Origin of the sequence: Psychrobacter sp. NG254 (assembly GCF_015277735.1) — a bacterium.
Lineage (GTDB): Bacteria > Pseudomonadota > Gammaproteobacteria > Pseudomonadales > Moraxellaceae > Psychrobacter.
Genome location: NZ_JADHDA010000004.1, coordinates 205,499 through 229,235, shown reverse-complemented (window position 1 = coordinate 229,235; position 23,737 = coordinate 205,499). Strand labels below are relative to the sequence as shown.

Annotated in this window: 18 protein-coding genes; 9 read left to right on the top strand and 9 right to left on the bottom strand. The window is 42.3% G+C overall.

Annotated elements, in window-relative coordinates:
• Nucleotides 1-73: 73 nt before the first annotated feature.
• The 6 genes from IP510_RS08435 to IP510_RS08410 form a co-directional block, all read right to left on the bottom strand.
• Nucleotides 74-973 carry a LysR family transcriptional regulator gene (locus IP510_RS08435; protein ID WP_194364342.1) on the bottom strand — a complete coding sequence of 300 codons (900 nt, stop codon included), beginning with the start codon at nt 971-973 and terminating at the stop codon, nt 74-76.
• A 252-nt stretch (nt 974-1,225) separates the two neighbouring features.
• Entirely contained in the window at nt 1,226-3,208 is a 1,983-nt protein-coding gene (gene dnaX / locus IP510_RS08430; RefSeq protein WP_194364341.1) for a DNA polymerase III subunit gamma/tau, read from the bottom strand.
• Between the two features lie 399 nt (nt 3,209-3,607).
• A complete protein-coding gene (locus IP510_RS08425; RefSeq protein WP_194364340.1) occupies nt 3,608-4,873 on the bottom strand; it encodes a hypothetical protein in 1,266 nt (421 codons plus the stop codon).
• 116 nt (nt 4,874-4,989) lie between these two features.
• Nucleotides 4,990-6,528, bottom strand: a complete 1,539-nt coding sequence (lysS, locus tag IP510_RS08420) for a lysine--tRNA ligase (RefSeq protein WP_194364339.1) — start codon at nt 6,526-6,528, stop codon at nt 4,990-4,992.
• Between the two features lie 152 nt (nt 6,529-6,680).
• Nucleotides 6,681-7,775: a peptide chain release factor 1 gene (gene prfA / locus IP510_RS08415; protein WP_194364338.1), complete on the bottom strand. Its 1,095-nt coding sequence runs from the start codon at nt 7,773-7,775 to the stop codon at nt 6,681-6,683.
• 241 nt (nt 7,776-8,016) lie between these two features.
• The gene (locus tag IP510_RS08410; RefSeq protein ID WP_194364337.1) at nt 8,017-9,162 is read right to left on the bottom strand and encodes a beta-ketoacyl-ACP synthase III; all 1,146 of its coding nucleotides are present in this window, start codon (nt 9,160-9,162) and stop codon (nt 8,017-8,019) included.
• A gap of 294 nt (nt 9,163-9,456) precedes the next feature.
• Here IP510_RS08410 and pnuC point away from each other — a divergent pair, with 294 nt between their 5' ends.
• The 4 genes from pnuC to creD all read left to right on the top strand — a co-directional run bounded on the left by pnuC (nt 9,457) and on the right by creD (nt 13,121).
• Nucleotides 9,457-10,167: a nicotinamide riboside transporter PnuC gene (gene pnuC / locus IP510_RS08405; RefSeq protein WP_194364336.1), complete on the top strand. Its 711-nt coding sequence runs from the start codon at nt 9,457-9,459 to the stop codon at nt 10,165-10,167.
• On the top strand, nt 10,118-10,717 hold the full coding sequence (locus IP510_RS08400; RefSeq protein ID WP_194364335.1) for an AAA family ATPase: 600 nt from the start codon (nt 10,118-10,120) through the stop codon (nt 10,715-10,717). Before pnuC ends, IP510_RS08400 begins: the two co-directional genes overlap by 50 nt.
• Before the next feature lie 106 nt (nt 10,718-10,823).
• The gene (locus IP510_RS08395; protein ID WP_194364334.1) at nt 10,824-11,348 is read left to right on the top strand and encodes a TIGR00645 family protein; all 525 of its coding nucleotides are present in this window, start codon (nt 10,824-10,826) and stop codon (nt 11,346-11,348) included.
• Nucleotides 11,349-11,507: 159 nt separating this feature from the next.
• Nucleotides 11,508-13,121, top strand: coding sequence for a cell envelope integrity protein CreD (gene creD / locus IP510_RS08390; protein WP_194364333.1), 1,614 nt, complete (start codon nt 11,508-11,510; stop codon nt 13,119-13,121).
• A 157-nt stretch (nt 13,122-13,278) separates the two neighbouring features.
• Here creD and IP510_RS08385 read toward each other — a convergent pair whose 3' ends face one another.
• Nucleotides 13,279-13,962 (bottom strand): DUF421 domain-containing protein, encoded by a 684-nt coding sequence (locus IP510_RS08385; RefSeq protein ID WP_194364332.1) that lies wholly within the window; start codon nt 13,960-13,962, stop codon nt 13,279-13,281.
• Nucleotides 13,963-14,281: 319 nt separating this feature from the next.
• Here IP510_RS08385 and IP510_RS08380 point away from each other — a divergent pair, with 319 nt between their 5' ends.
• Together IP510_RS08380 and IP510_RS08375 are read left to right on the top strand one after the other, a co-directional pair.
• A complete protein-coding gene (locus IP510_RS08380) occupies nt 14,282-15,223 on the top strand; it encodes a DMT family transporter (protein ID WP_194364331.1) in 942 nt (313 codons plus the stop codon).
• Nucleotides 15,224-15,493: 270 nt separating this feature from the next.
• Nucleotides 15,494-16,168: a hypothetical protein gene (locus IP510_RS08375; RefSeq protein ID WP_194364330.1), complete on the top strand. Its 675-nt coding sequence runs from the start codon at nt 15,494-15,496 to the stop codon at nt 16,166-16,168.
• A 140-nt stretch (nt 16,169-16,308) separates the two neighbouring features.
• Here IP510_RS08375 and IP510_RS08370 read toward each other — a convergent pair whose 3' ends face one another.
• On the bottom strand, nt 16,309-16,722 hold the full coding sequence (locus tag IP510_RS08370) for an organic hydroperoxide resistance protein (protein WP_194364329.1): 414 nt from the start codon (nt 16,720-16,722) through the stop codon (nt 16,309-16,311).
• Nucleotides 16,723-16,888: 166 nt separating this feature from the next.
• Here IP510_RS08370 and IP510_RS08365 point away from each other — a divergent pair, with 166 nt between their 5' ends.
• From IP510_RS08365 to IP510_RS08355, 3 genes are all read left to right on the top strand, one after another.
• Entirely contained in the window at nt 16,889-17,743 is an 855-nt protein-coding gene (locus IP510_RS08365; RefSeq protein ID WP_194364328.1) for an AraC family transcriptional regulator, read from the top strand.
• Nucleotides 17,744-17,828: 85 nt separating this feature from the next.
• Complete coding sequence (locus IP510_RS08360; protein ID WP_194364327.1) at nt 17,829-18,617, top strand: DUF2071 domain-containing protein; 789 nt, start codon at nt 17,829-17,831, stop codon at nt 18,615-18,617.
• 254 nt (nt 18,618-18,871) lie between these two features.
• Nucleotides 18,872-19,201: a hypothetical protein gene (locus IP510_RS08355; protein ID WP_194364326.1), complete on the top strand. Its 330-nt coding sequence runs from the start codon at nt 18,872-18,874 to the stop codon at nt 19,199-19,201.
• A 70-nt stretch (nt 19,202-19,271) separates the two neighbouring features.
• Here the strand turns inward: IP510_RS08355 and hrpA are convergent, their stop codons facing one another.
• Nucleotides 19,272-23,546 carry an ATP-dependent RNA helicase HrpA gene (gene hrpA / locus IP510_RS08350; RefSeq protein WP_227669601.1) on the bottom strand — a complete coding sequence of 1,425 codons (4,275 nt, stop codon included), beginning with the start codon at nt 23,544-23,546 and terminating at the stop codon, nt 19,272-19,274.
• Nucleotides 23,547-23,737 lie beyond the last annotated feature (191 nt).

Below are 23,737 nucleotides of genomic sequence, written 5' to 3'. Positions count from 1 at the left end.
AGTAGTACATTTAGGGAGACTAACACTGTAGCAGTTTAGTCGTTCTATGACTATACACCATCACTACATTGCCCTAACTTGCATGAAAGTATTTTTTCAGCACTTCTAAACAGCGAGTGATCTTAGCAGGCTGTTGGTCACGATTTAAAGTGACCGCATATAGTACAAAGCTTGGTAACTGATAACCAGGCAATACCTCTATCAACTCGCCTCTTTCTAGCTCTTTTTTGATATCCATCTCTAGCATTCTGACTAGACCATGGCCTTCTTTGGCCAATGTCGTCGCCATAAAAACATTATTAGTATAAATACGTGAGTTCATTTTTATACGGGTTTTTTTGCCTGTTCCTGTCTGAATCATATCCACTTGATTGGCTTCTTTCATGATTTCAATAGAGATCAATTGATGATTAGCCAAGTCTTTAGGCGTGTTTAGTTTTTCATGTTGACGTAGGTACTGCGGGGACGCAACGAGCAACTGACGCACATCTGTTAGTGGATGACTACTCAAGCTAGAATTATTCGCCGTTGGGCTCATACGAATGGCGATATCAATACGCTCTTCAATCATATCAACATAATGATTGTCTGCTAGATAAGTAACGCTTAGGTCATCATGCGCCGCCATCCAAGTAGAGAGTGCTGGTAGTATATGATTGACACCCAGCTCAGGCGTGGTAGACACTCGCAAGCTACCTGCTAGCTCATCGCGTAACTGGTTGACTTTAATACGACCTTGTTCCGCTGCACTAACCACATCTTTAGCGGCTTCATAAAAGCTCTCGCCCGCTTCTGTTAAGCTCAACTTACGAGTTGAGCGATGCAGTAGCACGACGCCCAGCTCGTTTTCTAGAGAACGAATCTGCTGACTGACTGCACTGGTGGTAATACCAAGCTCACGAGCTGAGCCACTAAACGAGCCATGTCCGACCACACTGGCAAACACAGCCATACCGCGTAAATTATCTAACATATTCTCACCTAAACGTCATTTCAGTTTTTAATATAACTTAACCATTATAACGACTTCCGATTGCTCTTATCGTTACTAAATATTTCTCTCTTAATCGAGAAAACCCTTTGACTCATAATAAAAACAAAAAATATCAAGGCGATAGAGTGATATCGTCTTGATATTTTATATAAAACCATACTGAGTCTATATGTGTATTTTTAAATAAATTTGAACACTAGTTTGTACTAAGCTTAGTATTAGTGATAACGCTTAATACAATTGTACTTTGCCCATTTTCCCTTCGCCACGGTCAGTCAGATATTGCATGACAGCCGTATCAAGGAGCTTGGCTTCGGCAACAAATTTGGCTTGTGCTAAACGCGTCTGCTGACGACGCTCAGGAGTTTTGTCCTCAATTTGCATGATACTGCTATCTATTTTCAAATCAATATCAGCTTGTGTAAACTGCTGTTGCAGCTTGGCAGCCAACTGCTGAAACGTAATTTGCAAATGCTTGCTGTCCACACTGGTCAAAAATATTGCCTTACCATTGCATTGACCGGTCATCGTACCTTGACGTGCTAGCGCCAATTCATCCTGTGCCAGAACCTCGTTTTCACGAGCCGTCTGTAGCCAGTAATCCCATTTTTCTGGGTTCCACTCGCCTGTTAACTCTTGTGGAGGACAGCGTAGTAACGTGCGCGGATCCTCATCAGATCGTACAGATAACTGAGAATCATTTGCGCTAGGCTCAACAACAGGTTCAGGCTCAACAACAGGTTCAGGCTCAACAACAGGTTCAGGCTCAACAACAGGTTCAGGCTCAACAACAGGTTCAGGCTCAACAACAGGTTCAGGCTCAACAACAGGTTCAGGCTCAACAACAGGTTTAGAGCTTACATGAGTCACTGACGGTGCTAAGTCATAAACTTGGTCACTGCTACTATTACTATTTGCGTCAAAGTCATTATTATCATAAATGTTACTCTGCAGCTCATCATGACTAGGTGTCTGGTAATCAACATCATAAGGCTGTATCAGCGCTGACGTTTCATTTGTAATCGCATTTGCAGGTGGTATCGAAACAGTCGACTCTATGACTGGCGTTTCTGTAGCAGAAACCTTGCTATCATTTGTATAATTCAACATTTCATCGACAGGCAGTGGACGGAAGGCCAGTAGACGTAATATACACATCTCAAGTGCTTGCATCGGTGTACTAGCAAGCTTGACGCCTTCGCGTGCTTGCACAACGATCTCATAATACAGCTGTAATACATCAGGACTGATATGCTGCGCAAGTATATTGATATTTTGTGCTTGCGCTTCATTCACATTCAAAGCAACTTCAGGTAATAATTGAGTCAGTGCCAATTGATGAAGTAATTCAGCGAGTCCATCGAACATACTGGTCGCATCTACCATTTGCGCACGCATTTGCTCAATATGAGCTGCGACAGCAGACTTATCATGGTTGTAGATATCAGTAATCAAACTGACCAAGTCAGCCGCATCGATCAGACCGAGCATCGCATTGACAGTGGCATCGTCCAATGCACCTTGACCAAAAGCAATGGCCTGATCGGTCAAAGACAAAGCATCACGTACTGAACCTTTGGCCGCACTCGCCAATTGCCAAAGCGCAGGCTGCGTGTAGCCAACTTGCTCTTGGGTCAAGATATTTGCCAAATGCTCACTCAGCAATGTCTGTGGTAATGGACGTAGCACAAACTGCAAACAACGAGAGATAATAGTGATAGGCAATTTCTGCGGATCAGTGGTCGCGAGCAAAAACTTTACGTGCTCAGGTGGCTCTTCTAACGTCTTGAGGAGTGCGTTAAAACTGTGGGTCGACAGCATATGCACTTCATCAATAAGATAAACCTTATAGCGACCCTGACTTGGTGCGTATGGGACATTGTCTAACAACTCGCGAGTGTCTTCAACCTTGGTACGCGAGGCAGCATCAATCTCAATAAGATCAATAAACCGTCCTTGATCAATGGCCACACAATTATCGCACACACCGCAAGGCGTACTGGTAATACCTGTATCACAGTTCAAGCATTTAGATAAAATACGCGCAATCGTCGTCTTACCCACACCGCGAGTTCCAGTAAACAGATAAGCATGATGCAAGCGGTTATAATCAATCGCATTAATCAACGCTTGCGAGACATGCGTCTGCCCAATCAGTTCATGAAAGTTTTTGGGTCGATATTTGCGAGCTAAAACTTGATATTGCTGCGTCATAGTAAATGCCAATGTAAATAATACAGGTAATGTAAATAGTACAAATAGAGACAGGGTATTAGGCCGTGCTCTATATTAAGTATAGATTATATAGGGCATGTCCTCAATTTAATCGATAGTCATCTAAATAGGTTAAAAATGGTTAAATCTTGCCAAACGGCGTCAAATAGCTGACTAATATCTCGATATTATCTGCGCTATTTTCCTTGTTTGACTGCCATTTATCTCATTTTTATCACCATTTTTAAAATGAGGACACGCCCTAGTCAGTTCAATATACTTTGAATATAAAAAGGCGAGTAAAGGTCTAACAAATCGTAACGGGTTTAGCAAAGCGATGACATCAATTGATATCAAGAGAACCTAATACTCTTTTTGATAGGTATTACATCAGATTGACTATAGCTGAGCTTTGAGCTGAGCCAGTCGTTCGTGTAAGCGCTTGGTATTTAAATCAATAAATGCGCCTTTTTGATGGAAAATATCCAAGTACACCTCAGTATTTACACTGTCTTCACAAGGCCTGAACTCTACACCAATCAAAAACAATTCATCCATTACGGGCGTTTGCATTTGCGCATTGAGATCTGACAATAAGTCTTGGTAAGACAGACGAACATTCTCTGCACTCAACGAGCTGCTCTCATTCTGAGCATAGAATACCATAAGGTATTGACGTCCAAAAATATGATAAGAGTGCGCATGACTAGTATAACCATCCCAGCGTGATTCTTGGTCAGCCTTTCTGTATGCCAATATTTTTTCTACCAGACAAGCATAAGTATACATTGACTCATCTGCCAAAATATCGACAGACTCAGGGGATAACGGTTGTCCCGCTTTGCGATAACGCTTGAGCAAGCTATTGAATAGCTGATACCACATGCGAGTATTTTTCTGAATCTCAGCCATTAATGCATTGGCAAATTCTATCTGATTGGGTTCTACAGCTTTAAGTAGGTGGGGCTCGATTTGATCGATTAGCTCAGCATCAACCAACTGCTCTTGTATCCTAATCGCTCTTTGGTGAAAATTGGGAGCTCGTAAAAATTGTGTCAGGAGTGTCGATTCATTTTTAAAAGATACAAAATTCGTTAACTGACCACGGTGAAAATCTAAAAACGTCGTCAGATCACTTGGTGTCACTAACTGACTGAGTATAGTGACGAAGTTTCGATGACTAAATATCTGCAAGACACTCAGCTCATCATCCAAGTCTAGAACACAGTCTTCAGCGAAGAACTGACTACCATATTCACAATCAACCGCATAAGAGGATGAGCCCAGTTCCTCGTCTGGATCTTCAAAAGACAGTGACGTCAAACCAATAAAATAAACCGCTTTATCCTCTATCGATGTCTTACCCTCTATCATCGACTGGTTATTTTTCAGATAAAGCTGAGTGTGACGTTTGATTAATGTATTAACCGCCTTTTTTTTCCACTCACGAACCTTGGCACTGTCAACCTCTTGCTTGTTCGCTTGCATCATCACATCATTGACGATCATGTAAATAGTAGCGCTAGAACACTCAAAAACGAAATCATAACCCTGAAGTTTTTCAGGGTCAGCCGTTATTTTGTCGTCAGGCAATTCATACAAAGATAAAGAAAATTGTTGAATCATCTGTCGCCATAATGAAAGCGGTGCTTGCTGAGTATCCATAACATTCCTATAAATGGGGACGCATAAAAAAGCTTAAACCCATTCTATTTCAATAAGTAAAAGCTTTCTTATATCCAATTCACTATCAATGTGGATTTATGGCAAGCAAACCCACTCTAACTATCGTTTTTGCGGCGCATATGCGGGAACAAGATCACATCACGAATACTGGCAGAGTCGGTAAATAGCATTACTAGACGATCGATACCAATACCCTCACCAGCTGTTGGCGGTAGACCATAAGACAATGCTTCGATATATTCTTCATCGAAGTGCATCGCCTCGTCATCGCCTGCGTCTTTTTCGGCAACCTGACCACGGAAACGCTCAGCCTGATCCGCTGGATCGTTAAGCTCACTAAAGCCATTGGCCAACTCGCGACCACCAACGAACAGCTCAAAACGATCAGTAATCTCAGGATTGTCATCACTACGGCGCGCTAGTGGTGATGTCTCAGCTGGATATTCAGTAATGAAGGTTGGTTGACGCAGTTGATGCTCAGCCGTTTCTTCAAAGATGATGGTTTGTAGTTTACCCACACCAAATACATCTTTGACTTGTTGCTTAAGTGTCGTTGATGCATATTCTGCTAGATATTCACGATCATTGATATATGCCATATCGAAGTTTTCGGCATATTTTGCAATCGCATCAGACATCGACAGACGGGCAAATGGCGCTTTTAGGCTGATGGCTTCTTCTTGATACGTCAGCTCTGTGGTGCCCAATACGTCGGTTGCAAGCTGGTTAAACAAACGCTCAGTCAAATCCATCAAATCATGATAATCAGCATAAGCCTGATAAAACTCAATCATGGTGAATTCAGGGTTATGACGGGTTGATACACCTTCGTTACGGAAACTACGGTTGATCTCAAATACTCGCTCAAACCCGCCAACTACCAAGCGTTTAAGATAAAGCTCAGGTGCGATACGTAGATATAATGGCATGTCTAACGCATTGTGATGCGTCTCAAACGGACGAGCTACTGCGCCGCCTGGAATCGGATGCATCATTGGCGTTTCAACTTCCATAAAACGCTCATTTAGCATAAATTGACGAATGCCGCTGACGATCTGACTACGAACCATAAAGGTATCACGAGTCGTCTCATTGGTCATCAAATCAAGATGACGGTTACGATAGCGCGCTTCGACATCTGACAAACCATGGAATTTGTTTGGCATTGGGCGTAGTGACTTGGTCAAGAGGCTAATCTCTTCGATATGTACATACAGATCACCTTTGCCTGAGCGACCGATATAGCCAGATACCCCAACGATATCACCCAAATCTAGTGATTTGATACCGGCACGCGTCTCTTCATCAAGCTCTTTACGCGCCACATACAGCTGGATACGGCCTGTCATGTCTTGGATAACAATGAATGAGCCACGGTTGAGCATGACGCGACCGGCCACATTGACCTGTGTCTTTTCGCCATTCGCCGCTTTTTCTTCAATTTCTTGTTTCGATACACCATCAAAAGCCGCTTGCAAGTCTTGCGCATAATCAGTGCGTTTGAACGTATTTGGGTACGGCTGTTTACCAGAAGCTGTGATGTCGTCTAGCTTGGCCTGTAGCTGTGCAATCAGCTCGTTAGCATCTTCTACCACTGGGGTTTGTTCTTGGATCTGATTATTGTGCTTTGACATAACACTCTCAATATTATTAGGTAATTAAATGGATAAACGAAAACAGAAAAATTAAATCAACCTGTAGAGCGTATTGAACCATCAACACGCCCTATCTTTATAAAAACATCATGATAAAAAAAGACATAACGCTATAGTGTACATAGAATTGGCTATTGCTCCCCGCCGCCAATACTAGCCATCAAGTCAGCCTGATGCTCACGCAACAATGAATCAAGAATCTCATTCAAGTCGCCTTCCATAATAGAATCAAGCTTGTATAAGGTCAGGTTGATACGGTGATCGGTCATACGGCCTTGCGGAAAGTTATAGGTGCGAATACGCTCACTGCGATCGCCACTACCGATTAAGTCGCGACGCATCGAATCAGCAACATCGACTTGTGCTTGCACCTTAACCTGCTGAATGCGTGAGATGAGCATTTTCATCGCTTGTGCGCGGTTTTTGTGTTGGCTACGCTCTTGTTGACACTCTGCTACTGTGCCTGTCGGAATGTGCGTCAAACGCACGGCTGAGTCAGTGGTGTTAACGTGCTGACCACCAGCCCCGCTTGAACGGAACGTATCAAAACGGATATCAGCTGGATTGAGCTCGACGGTATCATCAATCTCAACTTCAGGCATAACTGCAACAGTACAAGCTGAGGTATGCACACGGCCTTGGCTTTCGGTTTCAGGGACACGCTGCACACGGTGGACACCAGATTCAAACTTTAGGCGACCATAGACGCTGTTGCCTGAGACGCGAGTGATGATTTCTTTATACCCGCCATGCTCACCTTCGCTTGCAGACAGCACGTCCAATGTCCAGCCTTGGCTCTGCGCGTATTTTTGATACATGCGGAACAAGTCACCAGAGAAAATCGCCGCTTCATCGCCGCCTGTCCCAGCACGAATCTCTAGGAAAGCAGGTACTTTATCATTTGGATCTTTTGGTAGCATCATAAGATTGAGTGCTTCTTCCATCTGAGCGATGGTATCACGGGCGCTATCAATCTCATCGATCATCATCTCTTTCATGTCAGGATCTGTGGCATCAGCTAGCATCGTCTCTGCATCGGCCTGATCCGTTTCTGCACCCACGTAATTTTGCCATAACGTCGTGATTTCCATCAAGTCGCTGTGCTCAACAGACAATTCACGGAACTTGTTATTATCACTGATGACACTAGGATCTGACAATAAAGCGGTGACCTCTTCATAACGGTCTACCATCTGGTCTAAACGCAGGCGTAAGGATTCTTTCATAAAAGGACTTTTAATTGGATAAGAGGAGTAAGCCCGTGATTATAGCAAATTTTTGGGGGTAAATTAAAACCTCTCAGCATTCTTGTCGATATTCTAAGCAATCTTGTTGTTATCTTCTCAAACATCTCTGTCTATATCTAGATATCACGGCTCAATTTCAATAGCAAAAACGGCAGACAAAAAAATAGCTAAGAAGATTCTTAGCTATTTTTTTATCTATGAGGGGCATTTATTCAAAATACTAGACTTTGCGAACCAGTACCGACCCAATAGAGTACCCTGCACCAAACGAGCAAATAACACCCAAATCACCTGATGACAGGTCATCTTTGTGGCGATGGAATACAATCATAGGACTTGCTGAGCTGGTATTGGCAAATTCAGCGATGACACTTGGGACAATGGCTTTGTCCGCTTCTTTACCAATGACGGTACGTAAAATTAAATCGAGCATATTGGCATTTGCTTGATGCAACCACATCATTTTGACATCAGACGTTGCTATGTCATTTTCTTGCAAATGCTCGGTGATAATCTCTGACACTTTCGGACAGACTTCACGGAAAACTTTACGACCGTTTTGGAGAAAAAGCTTATCAGTGACTGGTGCTTTGATATCTGGATACATCTCAGTCTGAGCCGCTAGATACTCTGAGCGATCCATAAAGCCATATTCGTTTTTGATGTTGGTCGAAAACTGTGTAAATAGCTTAGAGTTCAGAATCTCGTAGCCTTTTGGCGTGTCGAGATCTTCAACGATAGACGCGGTCGCTACATCACCAAAGATGAAGTGGCTGTCACGGTTACGCCAGTTAAGATGCGCTGAGGTAATCTCAACGTTGACCACAGCGATACGCTTGGCCAGACCTGAGACGATAGAACCATGGGCTTGTGACAGACCAAAAGTTGCCGCACTACATGCAACGTTCATGTCATAAGCAAAGCCGCCGATCATACCAATCTCGTTTTGGATCTCGATGGCAACGGCAGGATAGGTACGCTGAAAGTTTGAGCAAGCCAGAATAATACCATCTAAATCATTGGCCTCAAGTCCTGCATCAGCCAATGCGTCTCTAAGCGCTGCTGCGCCCATCTCAGCCATGACTGACAGCTCTTCACCTAGATTACGGTACGCAATAACGGGTGCCATGATTTCAGTGTTTAAGATACCGTCTTTTTCCATCACGTAGCGTGATTTGATGCCTGATACTTTTTCGATAAACGCAGCCGATGAAGGCTCAAGCGCGGTAACCGTCTCTGCGGCTATCTCTTCGGCATGTTCAGTATTATAGTTTTCAACATACTGGTTAAATGATTCAACCAACTCTTCGTTACTGATGCTGTAAGGCGGAATATACAGGCCAGTGCCCGTGATACAAGTCGTCATGATAAGCTTCCTTGTCTACTACTGTGGTGCTTGGAATAAGCATAAATGTGGAAATAATAGCCATTCAATTTCAGTGAATAACTGTAAACTTAAAATCAGTGTGTTTATTATGCCTGAATATTATAATTTTTCTAATACTTTGTTACAAATAACCTGTTTGTTGCCATAAATAAGCAAAGACTGGCCGCATTTTTCGGTAGCTACGTTATAATTAGCATCATTTTATTCTGTATTATTCGTCGAACTATCTTAATTATTCAGAACATTGATACGCGCTCATACTTAGGAATACTAATGGCAGAACTTCTCAACTGGTTATTTGGTCAATACGCTGACTACTCTACGATATTCATTGTCCTTGAATTGATTGCTGTTGTCTTCGGTGTGGCCAGTGTCTTACTTGCCAGCAAAACCAATATCTTAGTCTTCCCTATTGGTCTGGTCAGCACTGCTATATTTGTGTATCTACTATGGAAGTGGCAGCTGTTTGGCGATATGTTCATCAATGCTTACTATACCGTGATGAGCTTGTATGGCTGGATTAACTGGTCAAAGAACAAGAAAAACCAGTCTATTGAGCATGGGGAATCAGATGCCAATAAAGTCCGTATTGAGCATTTGCATGCAGACGACATCCCTATCCTCTCTGCTTTGGCAGCAGCAACGGTAGCTTTTGTAGGATTGATTTATTACTTCCGTCCAGTGATTAATAATGGCTTTAGCCTCGACGGTGCGGTACTTGGACTGCATTTATTTACTTGGGTCGATTATACTGACATGCTCACTACTGCTTTATTTTTAATGGCGATGTGGCTCATGGCACGGCGAAAAATTGAACATTGGATACTCTGGATTATCGCTGATGCAATATCGGTACCGCTATACTTTTATAAAGGCTTTACTTTTACCGCGCTACAATATGTAGTCTTCACTCTTATCGCAATCTGGGCATACTATGAATGGCAACGACGCTATCGCGTACAACCTCGAGCAGCATACGCCTAAATCTGTTATCAACGTCGCGGTCTTAGGCGCAGAAAGTACGGGTAAGACAACATTATGCCGTGATTTGGCAGCTCATTTTAATAGTTCTTGGGTGTCAGAATATATGCGCACCTACTTACAAGCAAAGTGGGATGACGAGCGCCTGACTTGTACATGGGAGGATCTGCTCCCTATCGCACAGGGGCAAATTACACTAGAAAATACCCTAGCCAAACAGGTCGCTCAGATGTCTGATGCCAGTCATTATTTGTTTTGCGATACCAGTCTGTTTGAGCTGATGGTCTATTCCTATTGGTATTATGGCGATTGTCCTAGTGCCCTTGAGCAAGCAGCATTGGCGCATCACTATGATTTGATATTATTGACTGATGTTGATACGCCTTGGGTGGCTGATGACCTACGAGACAGTCCGCACCTACGTGATGAGATAAGTTCTTATTTTGCCAGTCAATTAAGCAAGCATCAAAAACCATTTCAGCGTATTGGTGGCGATAGAAAAGAACGCGTTAAGCAAGTAGTAGCGCAGCTCTCTGATATAGACAACATATAGCCACATCAGGGCTAAAGTGGCTATATCTATAAACTTACTCATATTTATGTCTTTAAATTTTTTTTGTCTTTAAGACTTTCGTGTCTTTAAAAATTAAGAGATACCCATGCTAAAGAAGCTTGAGCTTTACTTAGAAAAAACCATATTTAATAGCCGCTGGATACTGGCGCCTTTTTATCTAGGATTAGTGCTAGGCATTATTTTATTATTTATTAAGTTTGTCCAAAAACTATGGTATATGTTCGCTGACATTCTCACGGCCTCCGAGGCCAGTGTGATTGTAGACATATTGGTATTGGTTGATATCTCTCTGGTTGCCAGTTTATTGCTTATCATTATATTCAGTGGCTATGAGATTTTTGTCTCAAAAATCGATACTGGCACTCATGATGATCGTCCTAGCTGGATGGGCAAAGTAGACTTTTCTGGCCTAAAGCTCAAAGTCATCGGAGCGATCGTTGCTATCTCGGCGATTGATCTTTTGAAGTCCTTTATGGATATATCTAGTGGAATGAGTGAACTTGATGCTGACAAGCTCATGTGGAAGGTTATTATTCATATGACCTTTGTGTTGTCTGGCTTGTTATTCGCTATCATGGATAAAGTCGTTGGCGACACGAAAAAGCATTAACACTCAAAAATAATTATCCGGTAATATCAACTTTTACCCTTTCACAGTTATTCCATCTTTCCTGCACATCTTCTCTTCATACCCTCTCTATGATGTCTTTTAAAGCCACAGTCTGCTATCTCGGCAGCTGTGGATTAAAGGCACTTAGGAGGCGACAACATGCAAAAGACATTATTGACGAAATTATCTATCATTGTAGGACTTTGTATTATCTTTTCGATTGGACTCAGTATGATTGGCTCTATCATATACGAGAGGCAAAACTACGCAGCGTCAGTAATAAAAGAAATCACCGAGCAGCATGTCAATCCACAAGAAGTTATCACCCCATTTATCGCCATTCCTACAACAGTCACACCTGCCTGTCAGTCAGATGCAACAGATACACTAAATGTAAAGCGCAAATGCGAACCTTCATACTCGAAAACTGAGACGGTATTTGCCACTCAGACGCAAGCTGCACAAGACCTAAAAGTAAATACTGATACTTATAAACGCGGTATCTATAGCGCGACTAGCTATGATGGTCAGCTGACATTCGATCAGAGTTATACGTTTGCAGAGACTTTAGAAAATTTAGATCAGATTGGAACTACAATTGACGATGATGCAGATTCAGTCGGTACCTCTCCTAATGCAGATAACACGCAACTGGCTAAAACCATTACCCACTGGAATAAAGCAAAACTTATCATTCCTGTATCTGATTTACGCGGTGTCGCTACCCTACCTACCGTCACAATCAATCAAAAATCGATTAAAGCAAACTATCCGCAGATACCAATGATAGAAAACTTAACCTATGTTGAAGTAGATATTCCTAAAGACGTATTGAATCAATTGATCAATCCTACTAGCCAGCAGAATAAAGAACCTCGTGTTGTCGCAAGCTCAAAGGATACAAATCTAGATAAATCAGGGGTAAGTAGCCAGTTACCTAATCCTAAAAACAATCAAGCACTCAATATTGTGATCGACTTGCCGTTAGCTGGCATTAGCAATTTAACGACTGTACCAACTGGGCAGAACTTTACTCTGTCAATGCATAGTGATTGGCAGACACCAAACTTCATCGGTAAAGCATTACCAAATACAAAGAGCATTACCGCTGAAGGATTTGATGCCAGTTGGCAAAATCAGTATTTGACCGTCGCCAATAACCAATACCTCTCTCAGTGCATCAGCGCACCTAACCATCAATGTACTGTCATGAGTGAATCAACGCTCAATATCGATTTTGAGTCATCGAGAGGTCAGACGGCAGACAGCGTGACAGTGGCTGGCAGCAATCAAAGTGTTCTGCTGAACAGCTTTGGGGTTAGTTTTGCGAGCCCAAATGATGTCTATCTACAAACCGAACGAGCCATGAAATATGCTCTGCTATTAATCTTAGTATCGTTTGGCACTTTCTTTTTGTTTGAAGTGCTCAAATCAAGTCGCATCCACCCTATTCAGTATCTGCTAGTCGGTTGTGCGCTATTTGTTTTTTATGTGTTATTGCTACCGCTGGCTGAGCAGATAGTATTTTGGAAAGCGTATGCCATTGCGGCTAGCGCCTGTATCGGGCTTATTGGCTGGTATAGCTACTATGTATTTGGCGGTTTAAAACGTGCAGTAATCTTTACCGCAACACTTGCTGGACTATATGCTGCATTTTTTGGGATTTTAAGTACAGAGGACCTAAATCTATTACTGGGTGCGCTATTCTGCTTTGTGATACTTGCCTGCGTGATGGTGATGACTCGCAAACTTGACTGGTATAAAGTTACTTAAATAAAGTCACGTAAATTATGCAAGCCACTTAACCCATATTATTTATGAAACCAGTCAGACAAACTGTCAGTAAATGAGAGATTTTTATCTGATAATTTAAAAGAAGCACTTGGCTGCCTTAGCCTATCAATTGAGCTAAGTCAGCCAAGTGCTTATATTATTTGACTATCTCATTGTTTAACGCTTTAGCCCAATTATTGCAATTATCCGCGCATCTCGGGCAACACTGATTGGGGTCAGAGATTTCATCAACGTAACCGCAATACATACAAGCATAATAGACACCTGACTCTACTTGCTCGACAGGTCGATATTGCTTAGGGAAAAGCGGCATACCGTAATCTGTCTTTTCAGAGGTGTGCAATAAAATACTAAAGTTGCCATCTGTCTCGAGCAAACCAACACGAACTTGCCCTAAATGCTCAACGCCCTGCTGACGCATTTCAGCAAAAAACTCATCGTGTGACATCTCCCCTTTTTTGATTTTATCAAGTACTAGCATGCCATCCTCTACAATATAAAGTGACTTGCCTTCTAACAGGTCTTCAAAAGGCTGAAATTTCATCATTGCCCAAGTACAGAGCCTATAGAGCAAAATGACGGTACCCATGATTAATACTGCTTGAATGATGGGCAGGTCTTCGGTGAACATGGGATCACCTGCGATAGAGCCTAACGATAAAATGATGGTTAACTCAAAAATAGAAAGCTGACGGACACCGCGCTTACCAGTGAATCGCAAAAATGTGATAATCAATACAAACATGACAGTGACACGTATTAAGATTTCAACGGCAAACAACCAAGTTGTGTCATGAATAAAAATACTTGCCCAATCCATATTATCGTTTCCTATTTATCTGATTTATTGTGTTTAATGAATGGTGTTCAAATAGTTCGTTTGATGCAAAGCACATCATCCCTATATTTAGACCTTATCGTCAATACAACTATCGTTATTCTGATTTAAAAGAGACTTTTTGCCACAAGTACGACAAAATATCCTGTCTTGTGAGACAGCTATGAATTAGGTTGATAAGTTATCAATCTATTATTTTCGCTAAAAAATAAGCGATCGCTATAACAGCGTATCTAAAAACCTAAAATTGACATCTTATGCTTGCCTTTTTTGTGCCATTTATCCATTGTAGGAATTACTTTTGAAAGCCACTATTTATACCATTATTGCGTTAATTGCCTTTGCCGCAAACTCTCTGTTTTGCCGAATGGCATTGGCAGAAGGCTATATCGATGCTTGGAGTTTTACGATCATTCGTCTGCTCAGTGCGACTGCCTGTTTGATCTTTATCATGGCCATTCACGCATACAGACTGCGGCGCCAAACCTCCAATCATGATAGCGCTGCTGCTCACGCTATATTAAGTGATAAAGGCAGTTGGCTGAGTAGTGTCAGCTTGGTGATTTACGCACTATGCTTTTCGATTGCGTATGTAGAGCTTGATACAGGTACTGGTGCATTAATTTTATTTTCAGCAGTCCAGCTCACCATGATTGGCTGGGGCATCTATAAAAAAGAGCAATTAAGCGTACTACAATGGCTAGCATTTGTCGTCGCAGTGGCAGGGTTCGTGTATTTGATGTTGCCATCAGCTGCCATACCGTCACCATTGGCGGCAGCGTTAATGGCCATAAGCGGTGTGGCATGGGGAATATACAGTATACGCGGGAAATCATGCGTATCACCGCTTCGAGCGACAGGGTTTAACTTCGTGCGTAGCTTAGTCGCTGTGCCTATACTATTACTAGTAGGCATGACGTATTTGGACAATATGGGCTTAAAGAATATCAATTTACAAAGTATTACGACTGAAGGGGTACTACTCGCCTGTGCATCAGGAGCGATCGCCTCAGGGTTGGGCTACAGTATCTGGTATACAGCGATGCCTTTACTAAAGAATACACAAGCCGCTATCGTTCAGCTGTGTGTGCCTGTGATTGCTGCCTTACTAGGTGTGGTATTTTTATCTGAGCAGCTGACTATGCCATTTATCATTGCAAGCACGGTTATTTTGGGCGCGGTATTGGTGTTTACCTTAAATAAAAAAGTAGTCAATAAGAATACAGCTCAAGATAGTATATAGCGACTCATCATTAGTGAAAGTCAGACGTTTGACTACAGCACTTTTCGATGTTTTTTTACTTCAATAGCTTCTAATCAGTCTGTCATGGCTATAGAAAAAACTTTATGCATTACCGTTGTTACTTATGGCAGCTAATTCAGTAAATATAGAGAGGGAAAGCGCAAAAATTTACATCATACATTTACATTAATCTACTGAATAGAAGCGTTTACTGGCTTAATATCGAGTATCAATCTATTCCAATAAATAATACTAAAAAGGATAAAAATCATGTCAAACAACTCTTCTAATAATAATATAGAAAATGAGTCAGTAGAAGCTCCTAAGAATAGTGCTGTGACCTCTGTAGAAGTCTTAAAAGGTGATGATTTAATTTCTGAAGGTGATCACGACGCCAAAGACGACAAGTCTAATAAAGATGATATATTTGATAAAGATTTCAAGTCTGATGAATCTGACAAAGACAGTAAGCCGGATAAAAACGATAAGTCTGATGACAAGTCGGATAGCGATAAGTCGGACAAAGACGATAAGAGTGTGACGATAGCCAATATATATCAGTGGGCAGCTAAGCTAAAAGATGATTTTATATCTGATAAAGGCGATAAATCTGATGACAAAAAGTCAGAGGATGACAAGTCAGGTAGCGATAAGTCGGATAAAGAAGATAAATACAGCGCGGCCGTAGCCAATGTCTATCAATGGGCGGCTAAGTTAAAAGATGACCTTAAGTCTGAAGCTTCTGGCATGACATACGGGGTATCTGAAAAAGCCGTTGCTATGTTATTGAATAAACTGCTTGATGGTGTCAATGCAGAACTGGAAACTTTCGATAAAAAAGCAGAAGATTCTAAAAAATCAGACGCCAATGCAGAAAAAGAGCATAGCAAACTGGTTGGCAAAAAAGAGAAATATCAAAGTATTATTGATCAACTAGAGAGTTAATCAGCAGTTCACCTAATAAATATCAGAGGTGCATGGATCCAGTGTCAGACGTTTGCTTCAAACATCTAACACTGGATTTTTTTGTTTGGTATTTAGACAGATAAATTGGAGAAGGATATTCTTCTCAATCGAACAATACCTTAAACAACGGTAACTTCCAAGCGAGTCTCTACATTGCCGCGAGTAGCGTTAGAATACGGGCACACCTGATGTGTGGCTTCGATCAACTGCTGCGCCTGTGCTTCATCAATACCTGATACTTCTACAGACAATTCCACCTCTAAGTTATAGCTGCCGTCAGCTTTCATACCGATACCTACTTGTGCAGAGGTTTTTGAAGAGGTGACAGGCAATTTCATGTGCTGTGCAGTCATGCTCAAAGCGCTATCAAAACAAGCCGCGTAACCCATAGCAAAAAGCTGTTCTGGATTAACACCTTCTTTGTCTTGCTCTTGAAAAGATACCAAATCAAACCCTAATGAACCATCATCTAATCCAGTATGGCCAGAACGTCCACCAGTGGCTGTCGCGCGGGTTTTATAAAATATTTTCATGAGTAATTATTCCTTGTTTCATGTTATTAGAGGTCGTACTTACGCTGTTGCGATGAAATTATTATAGAACCCTTTGCATTTATGCGTTAGAACAGACCTCTATAACTCTTGCCTAATCCTACAAAATTTCATAGTATCAGACAGTCTTATAAAACAAGTCATCATCATGAACCCAGTAACCATTGAGCACCTTCTTACCGTATTGCCTAGAAATAAAACCATCGAGTCTGCTGTTGCAGGTTTGTTTTTTTACTGTGCAGACAGACCAAGCAAAGCCGTCAGTTATATCCAAGAGCCAAGCATTTGTATTGTACTTCAGGGTGAGCGAGAGATTTACTTAGGAGCTGACTGTCAAAGATTTGATAATAGCAATCTAATGTTTTGCCCCGTCAATATTCCGCTGAGCATGCACATCAAACACGCCTCAATCAAAAATCCTGTCATCGTTTTATCGATGAAACTAAACTTAGCCATGATTAGAGACGTCTTGGCAAAGATACCTTCCAATCAATCCATGGCAAGTAGTCATTTAGGAATAAAGTGGCAACTAGACGATACGATAATGGCAGCATTTGAACGGCTCATAGGCTTGCTTGATTATCCAAATAACATTGATTTTTTGGCTTCGTTGATTCAGCAAGAAATATACTATCGCCTGCTCTCAGCGGAGCAAGGAGGTAAGCTCAGGCAATTGGTTGTCGATGGTAGCCATACACACCGCATCGCCCAAGCGACTGACTGGATAAAGGCGCATTTAGATGAACCTATTATGGTTGAGAGCTTAGCTAGTAGATGCGGCATGAGCATCTCAGGGTTTCACCAGCACTTTAAAGAAATTACCCAATTAAGCCCATTACAATATCAAAAAAGCTTGCGATTAATGGAGGCGAGACGTTTGATTAAGATACACGGCGCGCAAATATCACAAATAGCCATGCAGGTTGGTTACGAAAGTCCTAGTCAATTTAGCCGCGAATATAAGCGATTATTTGGTGTGAGCCCAAGTAGTGAGTTGATGTGATAGCCATTTCATTATTTATATCTACAGCGAATACAAATCATAAGTTTTTTGAGTATCCACCATCATAACTATATAAGGAAATGTCGTGCAAGAATTGAGACGTTTTGAAGATTATCTACATGATAGGCCCAAGCCGACAGGACTCGATGTTACCTGCGGTCTAAAGCACTTTTCTATTATCACTTATGCGGTGCCAGCAGAGAGATTTGAGGGTATATTTCCCGATCGGTTCAAGCTTGATACAGTAATGATAGATGGTATAGAAAAAGGTTTGATTTCTGTTGTCCCATTTATTGACGTTGATTTTACCTCTGCCGTTTTTCCTTTTCCAACCTTCACGATGGGACAGACCAATTATCGTATCTACATCATAGATACAGAGACAGGCGAACGCTGTGTATGGTTTTTGGGTACGACCCTAGATTCTTGGACATTGGCAATACCTAGATATTTATGGAATCTGCCATGGCATAGTGCTGATATAACTTTCGATTGTCACTTTGATAATGAGATTGGTAGGTATACAAAATACTCAGTCACTGCTGATTCAGAATGGGCTACTGCCGAAGTATCTCTTGAACAAAAGGCAGAGGATGTTTTTGCATTTACAGGTTTTCCTGATACTGAGTCTGCTCTTGTTTACTTGACCCATCCATTGGCAGGATTTTACCATCGTCGTGATGGTAAGCTTGGGACTTATCGAGTTTGGCATAAAAGACTCAATGTCAGACCCGCTTCCCTTATCTCTGCCAACTTCAAGCTCTTATCAACCTTAGGTATTGTGACTCCTTCAGAGCAAAACCAGCCTTACAGCGTACTCATAGAGCCATTGAATGAATTTACCATTTATTTACCACCACAGATTATTGATTGACTACTATCTTTTGGCTACAAGAATTCATCTGAGTATCGAAACTCCCATTGATAACTAGGTTTTAAGGCCAATGCCTACTCAAGAGGTCTCTACACTTTCTCATTTTTTAGCCAAAAGAAATTTGTTGTTCAAGCAAAAAACAGTTGACTTTTACTATACATCCGTAATATAACATATAGTATATATTTAAAAAAATGAATGTATTCGAGCTGTTTTCAGTAGATGATATTTGCATAGATTGGGGAGGAGATAACATGATTCGTTTAAGTTACACTCTAAAATGCTGGGCGCTAGGCGTTGCTTTTTTCTTAGGGTTTTACTTTATAGTTGTCATGAGTGACCCAGGTTTTAACAAATATGTCTATATATTGGCTCTTAGTACGTTACTATTTCCCATTGCCAAGCGCTCTGTCGATGTGATGACTGAGTTTTTTACTCCAGATATTGAGCTGTTTGATGGACTCGTGCCTTCATTATTAATAAACATCGTGATTTGGGCATTAACCCCATTTATCGTGGCAATCACTGTGATTACGTTTGTGCTCTATAGTATGGGTGTGTTGACAGAAAAAATCAGTCATTAAATATTATCCAAATAAAAAGGCCAGATTAGCGATTGCTAATCTGGCCTTTTTATTTGGAACACCGCCTACTCTAACCCATCTTATCCCACATTTTGCTAAGACGCTTTGGTGATACTGCCATACGAGTTTTCATCGGTTGGGCAAACAGTTGAATGCGATACTCCTCAACCATCCAGCGATATTCACTAATGGTCTTATCACTAGCACGATTGCCAAGTCGCTCCATGTGAACATCCAGCGCATAGACACCATCGAGGTCAGCATCAAGGTTGTGCTCAAGACGCTCTAGTCGAATCTGCAGCGCTTCAAGATAACGCGGATACTGTTGCCAATGGCTATAATCCATTCGATAGACGAAATCTGCCAAATGTAGGTCTTCTAACTGATCTTCTACATCATCGATAGACTCACCGAATATCTCACGATCTAGCATCAATAACCCTTGGCGAATACGCTGCCAGCGAGTATAAACATTTTTAAGTGTTTTTATGACGCTCTGACCTGTTAATAAGAAGTTATTTAGTACGACGTCGAGCGTCTGGGTATACTCTTCAGGCGTAAATGGTAACTCCTCGCTCAATCCAACTGCGATATCGTCGGCGCTCTCAGGCAAATCCTCAGTATGATCAAATAAAACATAATGCTCTTCAAGAGCGGCATCTAGTGCAGCATCAATGACGATTGTTTTGAGTTTATCCATGTCGCCAAGTGGCGCAAATGCCAGCTTAAATATACTATCAACTTGACCAGTAAGCTGCTTTTTCTTCGCGCCAAGTTTGCTTTTAATTAAGCTCAACACCCCAATGCGATGTGCTTGAAGCGCTGCATTGACGTCCGTATATTGATGAATCGATACTGCTGTGCCTGCCTCATCAGTGACGAGCGCCGCAAACTGCTTCATGACGACACCTGCGCTATGATGATTTTTGCTAAAAGCAAAATGCTCAGGGAACTCGGTATGTACACCTTGCTGCTCAGTAACCGCTTGGCTAGTCTCAGATGCATGACGAATCTGTAGGGTTTGTAGGTCACGACCCTTTTCGATAATGCGGTTTTTATCATCAACCACACAGATTTGTGGCTGCAAATAACGGTCAATTGTAGAGGGGCTAAAGTTCTCTACCGTCACTGACATAATACCGCGACGATTGAGCGCTTGGCACAGCTGTTTCAATAATCCTTGTCCGCCAGCAGGTTGCAACTCATCAAACAAACTGTCAGCGGTGTCCGGTATCGGTACGATTTGACGACGTATCTCTTTTGGCAATGACTTGAGCAGCTGAAGTACCAGCTCATAGCGCCAGCCTGGCACACCCCACAACAGCTCAATCGCGTCAAGCTGCGGTAATGCCGCAAGCGGCACGCGTATGGTCACGCCATCATCATCGCTGGCTGGATCAAAGATATAACGAAGCGGCAGTTTTAGATCACCCAGCTTCCACACTTCTGGGAAATCGCCTGTGGTGGGTGCTTGGCTATTAAGCACATCATCATCAGTAAAGAATAGATGCTTGGTATCATGCTTCTCTACTTCTGCACGCCAATCTTCAAACGCTTTACGACTAGCGACATGCTCAGGAATTTTCTTATCATAAAACTGATAGAGTGTTTCTTCATCAACCAACAAGTCACGGCGACGTAACTTGTCTTCGATGCGTTCAACATGAGCAACCTTGTCCATGTTATGTTGCAGAAATGGCGCATTGCGACCAAAGTTACCAGTCACTAATCCATCACGGATAAATATCTCTCGTGATTCAACTAAGTTTACTTGCTCATAATTGGTCAGCTGCTTACTGATAATGATTAATCCAAACAGACTAATCTGTGCGTAAGCTTTGACTCGTCCTGTTTTCTTGGACCAATGCGGCTCAAAGTAATGATACTTTAGTAAATCGCCTGCCGCTGAAATAATCCATTCTGGTTCGATTTTGGCAACGGTACGCATAAAGACTTGTGAAGTCTCCACCATCTCAAATGCCATGACCCAAGATGGTATCTGTTTAAACACTGTACTGGCGGGAAATATCTTGGCTTTTTGCTGACGCGCAGCCAAATACTCACCGCGGCTTTCGGTCTTGTGCGCGATGATAGATAATAAACCCGTCAATAACGCTCTATGCAAATTGGCATATTTGACGGCTTTTAGCGCTTCGTCTTCGATCGCAGTTGGGTCATTATTGGGAATGCTCTGATCAGATGCTTTTGATTCATTGGCGTCAGTTAACTTCAGCTCAGTGACCATCTGCACCAATTGACGATGCGTCTGATGCCACTCACGCACACGTGGGAAGCTTAAATAGTTTTTCTTAGCGAACTGCTTACGCTGATTGCCAGACAGTTTATTACCGTCTTCATCCTTTTCAAACAGCGCTTTCCATAGACTCAAATAGAACAAAAAGTCAGAATCATCTTGACGGAAGATCGCATGCTTTTGATCTGCCTGCGTGCGCTTATTGGCAGGACGCTCACGGGGGTCTTGCACGGCAAGCGCGGCCACAACGATCAGCATCTCACGAATACAGTCAAAGTCAGAACCAGCCACCAGCATACGTGCCAGCCTTGGATCGATTGGCATGCGTGCCATCTGTTGACCAATACGGGTGAGACTTAAGTGGTCTAACCCTTTTCTTGCTTTTGGCTTATTGGTTTTATCTTGAGCAGTGGCGTCTTTTTTAGAAGTAATCGCCCCCAGCTCATCGAGCAGTTTGTGACCATCAGTAACCAATCGGCTATCAGGTGGCTCGATGAATTCAAAGTCATCCACGCTACCTAAACGTAGATTGGCCATTTGTAGTATGACTGACGCTAAGTTGGTGCGTAAAATCTCAGGCTCAGTAAACTCAGGACGACCACTAAAGTCCTCCTCAGAATACAGTCGAATACAAACACCTGGAGCAACACGGCCACAGCGACCTTTACGCTGATTGGCAGCGGCTTGCGAGATGGCTTCGATAGGTAATCTCTGTACGCGTGAGCGATATGAGTAACGCGAAATCCGTGCAAAACCCAAGTCAATCACATAGCGAATACCCGGTACGGTCAATGCGGTCTCAGCAACGTTGGTCGCGATAACAATACGTCGACCCCGACCCGATGGCTGAAATATACGCTGCTGCTCTTCATAAGTCTGCCGCGCGAACAGTGGCAACACTTCGGTATGGCGAGGGCCATGACGCTCAAGCACTTCTTGCGTTTCACGAATCTCTGCTTCGGTTGCGGCAAATATTAGGATATCAGCTTGATCGGCATGACCTTTATTCTGCGCGTCGCTAAAACACTCCTCGACCGCAGCAACCACTGCACGCGGTAGATTCTCTTCAAAATCATCATAGCTGTCATCGTCTGAGCTATTCACTGGCTCATCTGTTAGCGGACGATAGCGCACCTCTACCGGAAAGCTACGCCCTTCGACATTAAAAATAGGCGCAGGAACTTGCCGTTTGAGCTTGTTGTCATAACGGCTAAAGTATTCACTAAAGCGCTTGGTATCGAGGGTGGCTGACGTAATAATGACTTTGAGATCAGGACGTTTGGGCAACATCTTTTTGAGATAACCCATAATAAAATCGATATTTAAACTACGCTCATGCGCCTCATCGATAATAATCGTATCGTACTTACTCAAAAACCGATCATGACCAAGCTCAGCGAGTAAGATACCATCCGTCATGAGCTTTACAACAGATTGTGCTGTCCCTTGCTCATTAAAGCGAATCTTAAAGCTAACCGTATTACCCAGTGGCTCACCTAGCTCCTCTGCGATACGATTTGCCACGCTGCGAGCGGCTAGTCGTCTTGGCTGTGTGTGCCCTATCTGCCCAGTGATACCGCGTCCTGCCAACATCGCAAGCTTAGGCAGCTGTGTCGTTTTACCAGAGCCTGTTTCCCCAGCGACGATAATGACTTGATTATCGATAATGGCTTGAATTAAGTCATCAGCGCGTTGACTGACCGGCAGATCAAGATTTAATTTGGCAGGTAAGTCACTTGGAATGCTATCTATACGTGCTTGCACTGCTTCTTGAGAGCGTGTTTTTATTTTATCGTATTGAGCACGTTTTTTAGCAAGCACATCGTCTTGATTATTCTTCTGTTTAGAATCATGGTCAGATTTTTTATTTTTGGACACAGCGGTACGTGCCAGCTCTCGCTCAAGACGGCTTAAATAGTAGCTGTCTTTGGCAAGTACCGGTAAATCAGAGGCAATGCTAGGCTGAACAGGAGTTTTATCGTCGCTGGACTTGTTATTCGAACGGCTTTCATCTGAATTTGTTGTCTTACTTGTTTCTTCAACGCTGCTTTCACTAGGCATTTTTGGTTTATTCTCAGAATTATTGGACATATTTACTTAGGCTATTTATTATGTAGAAGTGTTTAGATTATGGGGGTAATTTAGATGTGATTCAAGTTGGTCGAGTGCTGATTGCTCCCATACTCATGATGTTTGAACTGTTACATACTATAAAATACACCTGAATTAAATATATCCATTGTTTTCATTTAATCAGGTATATATAAATCTACTTTTGTAAA

What these genes read in the sequence shown, in the direction of transcription:
- IP510_RS08425 (WP_194364340.1), bottom strand. Translation starts at nt 4,873, where the DNA reads ATGGATACTCAGCAAGCACCGCTTTCATTATGGCGACAGATGATTCAA.
- IP510_RS08365 (WP_194364328.1), top strand. Translation starts at nt 16,889, where the DNA reads ATGAACCCAGTAACCATTGAGCACCTTCTTACCGTATTGCCTAGAAAT.
- IP510_RS08400 (WP_194364335.1), top strand. Translation starts at nt 10,118, where the DNA reads ATGAATGGCAACGACGCTATCGCGTACAACCTCGAGCAGCATACGCCT.
- IP510_RS08385 (WP_194364332.1), bottom strand. Translation starts at nt 13,962, where the DNA reads ATGGATTGGGCAAGTATTTTTATTCATGACACAACTTGGTTGTTTGCC.
- dnaX (WP_194364341.1), bottom strand. Translation starts at nt 3,208, where the DNA reads ATGACGCAGCAATATCAAGTTTTAGCTCGCAAATATCGACCCAAAAAC.
- pnuC (WP_194364336.1), top strand. Translation starts at nt 9,457, where the DNA reads ATGGCAGAACTTCTCAACTGGTTATTTGGTCAATACGCTGACTACTCT.
- IP510_RS08395 (WP_194364334.1), top strand. Translation starts at nt 10,824, where the DNA reads ATGCTAAAGAAGCTTGAGCTTTACTTAGAAAAAACCATATTTAATAGC.
- IP510_RS08375 (WP_194364330.1), top strand. Translation starts at nt 15,494, where the DNA reads ATGTCAAACAACTCTTCTAATAATAATATAGAAAATGAGTCAGTAGAA.
- IP510_RS08355 (WP_194364326.1), top strand. Translation starts at nt 18,872, where the DNA reads ATGATTCGTTTAAGTTACACTCTAAAATGCTGGGCGCTAGGCGTTGCT.
- hrpA (WP_227669601.1), bottom strand. Translation starts at nt 23,546, where the DNA reads ATGTCCAATAATTCTGAGAATAAACCAAAAATGCCTAGTGAAAGCAGC.
- lysS (WP_194364339.1), bottom strand. Translation starts at nt 6,528, where the DNA reads ATGTCAAAGCACAATAATCAGATCCAAGAACAAACCCCAGTGGTAGAA.
- IP510_RS08370 (WP_194364329.1), bottom strand. Translation starts at nt 16,722, where the DNA reads ATGAAAATATTTTATAAAACCCGCGCGACAGCCACTGGTGGACGTTCT.
- creD (WP_194364333.1), top strand. Translation starts at nt 11,508, where the DNA reads ATGCAAAAGACATTATTGACGAAATTATCTATCATTGTAGGACTTTGT.
- prfA (WP_194364338.1), bottom strand. Translation starts at nt 7,775, where the DNA reads ATGAAAGAATCCTTACGCCTGCGTTTAGACCAGATGGTAGACCGTTAT.
- IP510_RS08435 (WP_194364342.1), bottom strand. Translation starts at nt 973, where the DNA reads ATGTTAGATAATTTACGCGGTATGGCTGTGTTTGCCAGTGTGGTCGGA.
- IP510_RS08410 (WP_194364337.1), bottom strand. Translation starts at nt 9,162, where the DNA reads ATGACGACTTGTATCACGGGCACTGGCCTGTATATTCCGCCTTACAGC.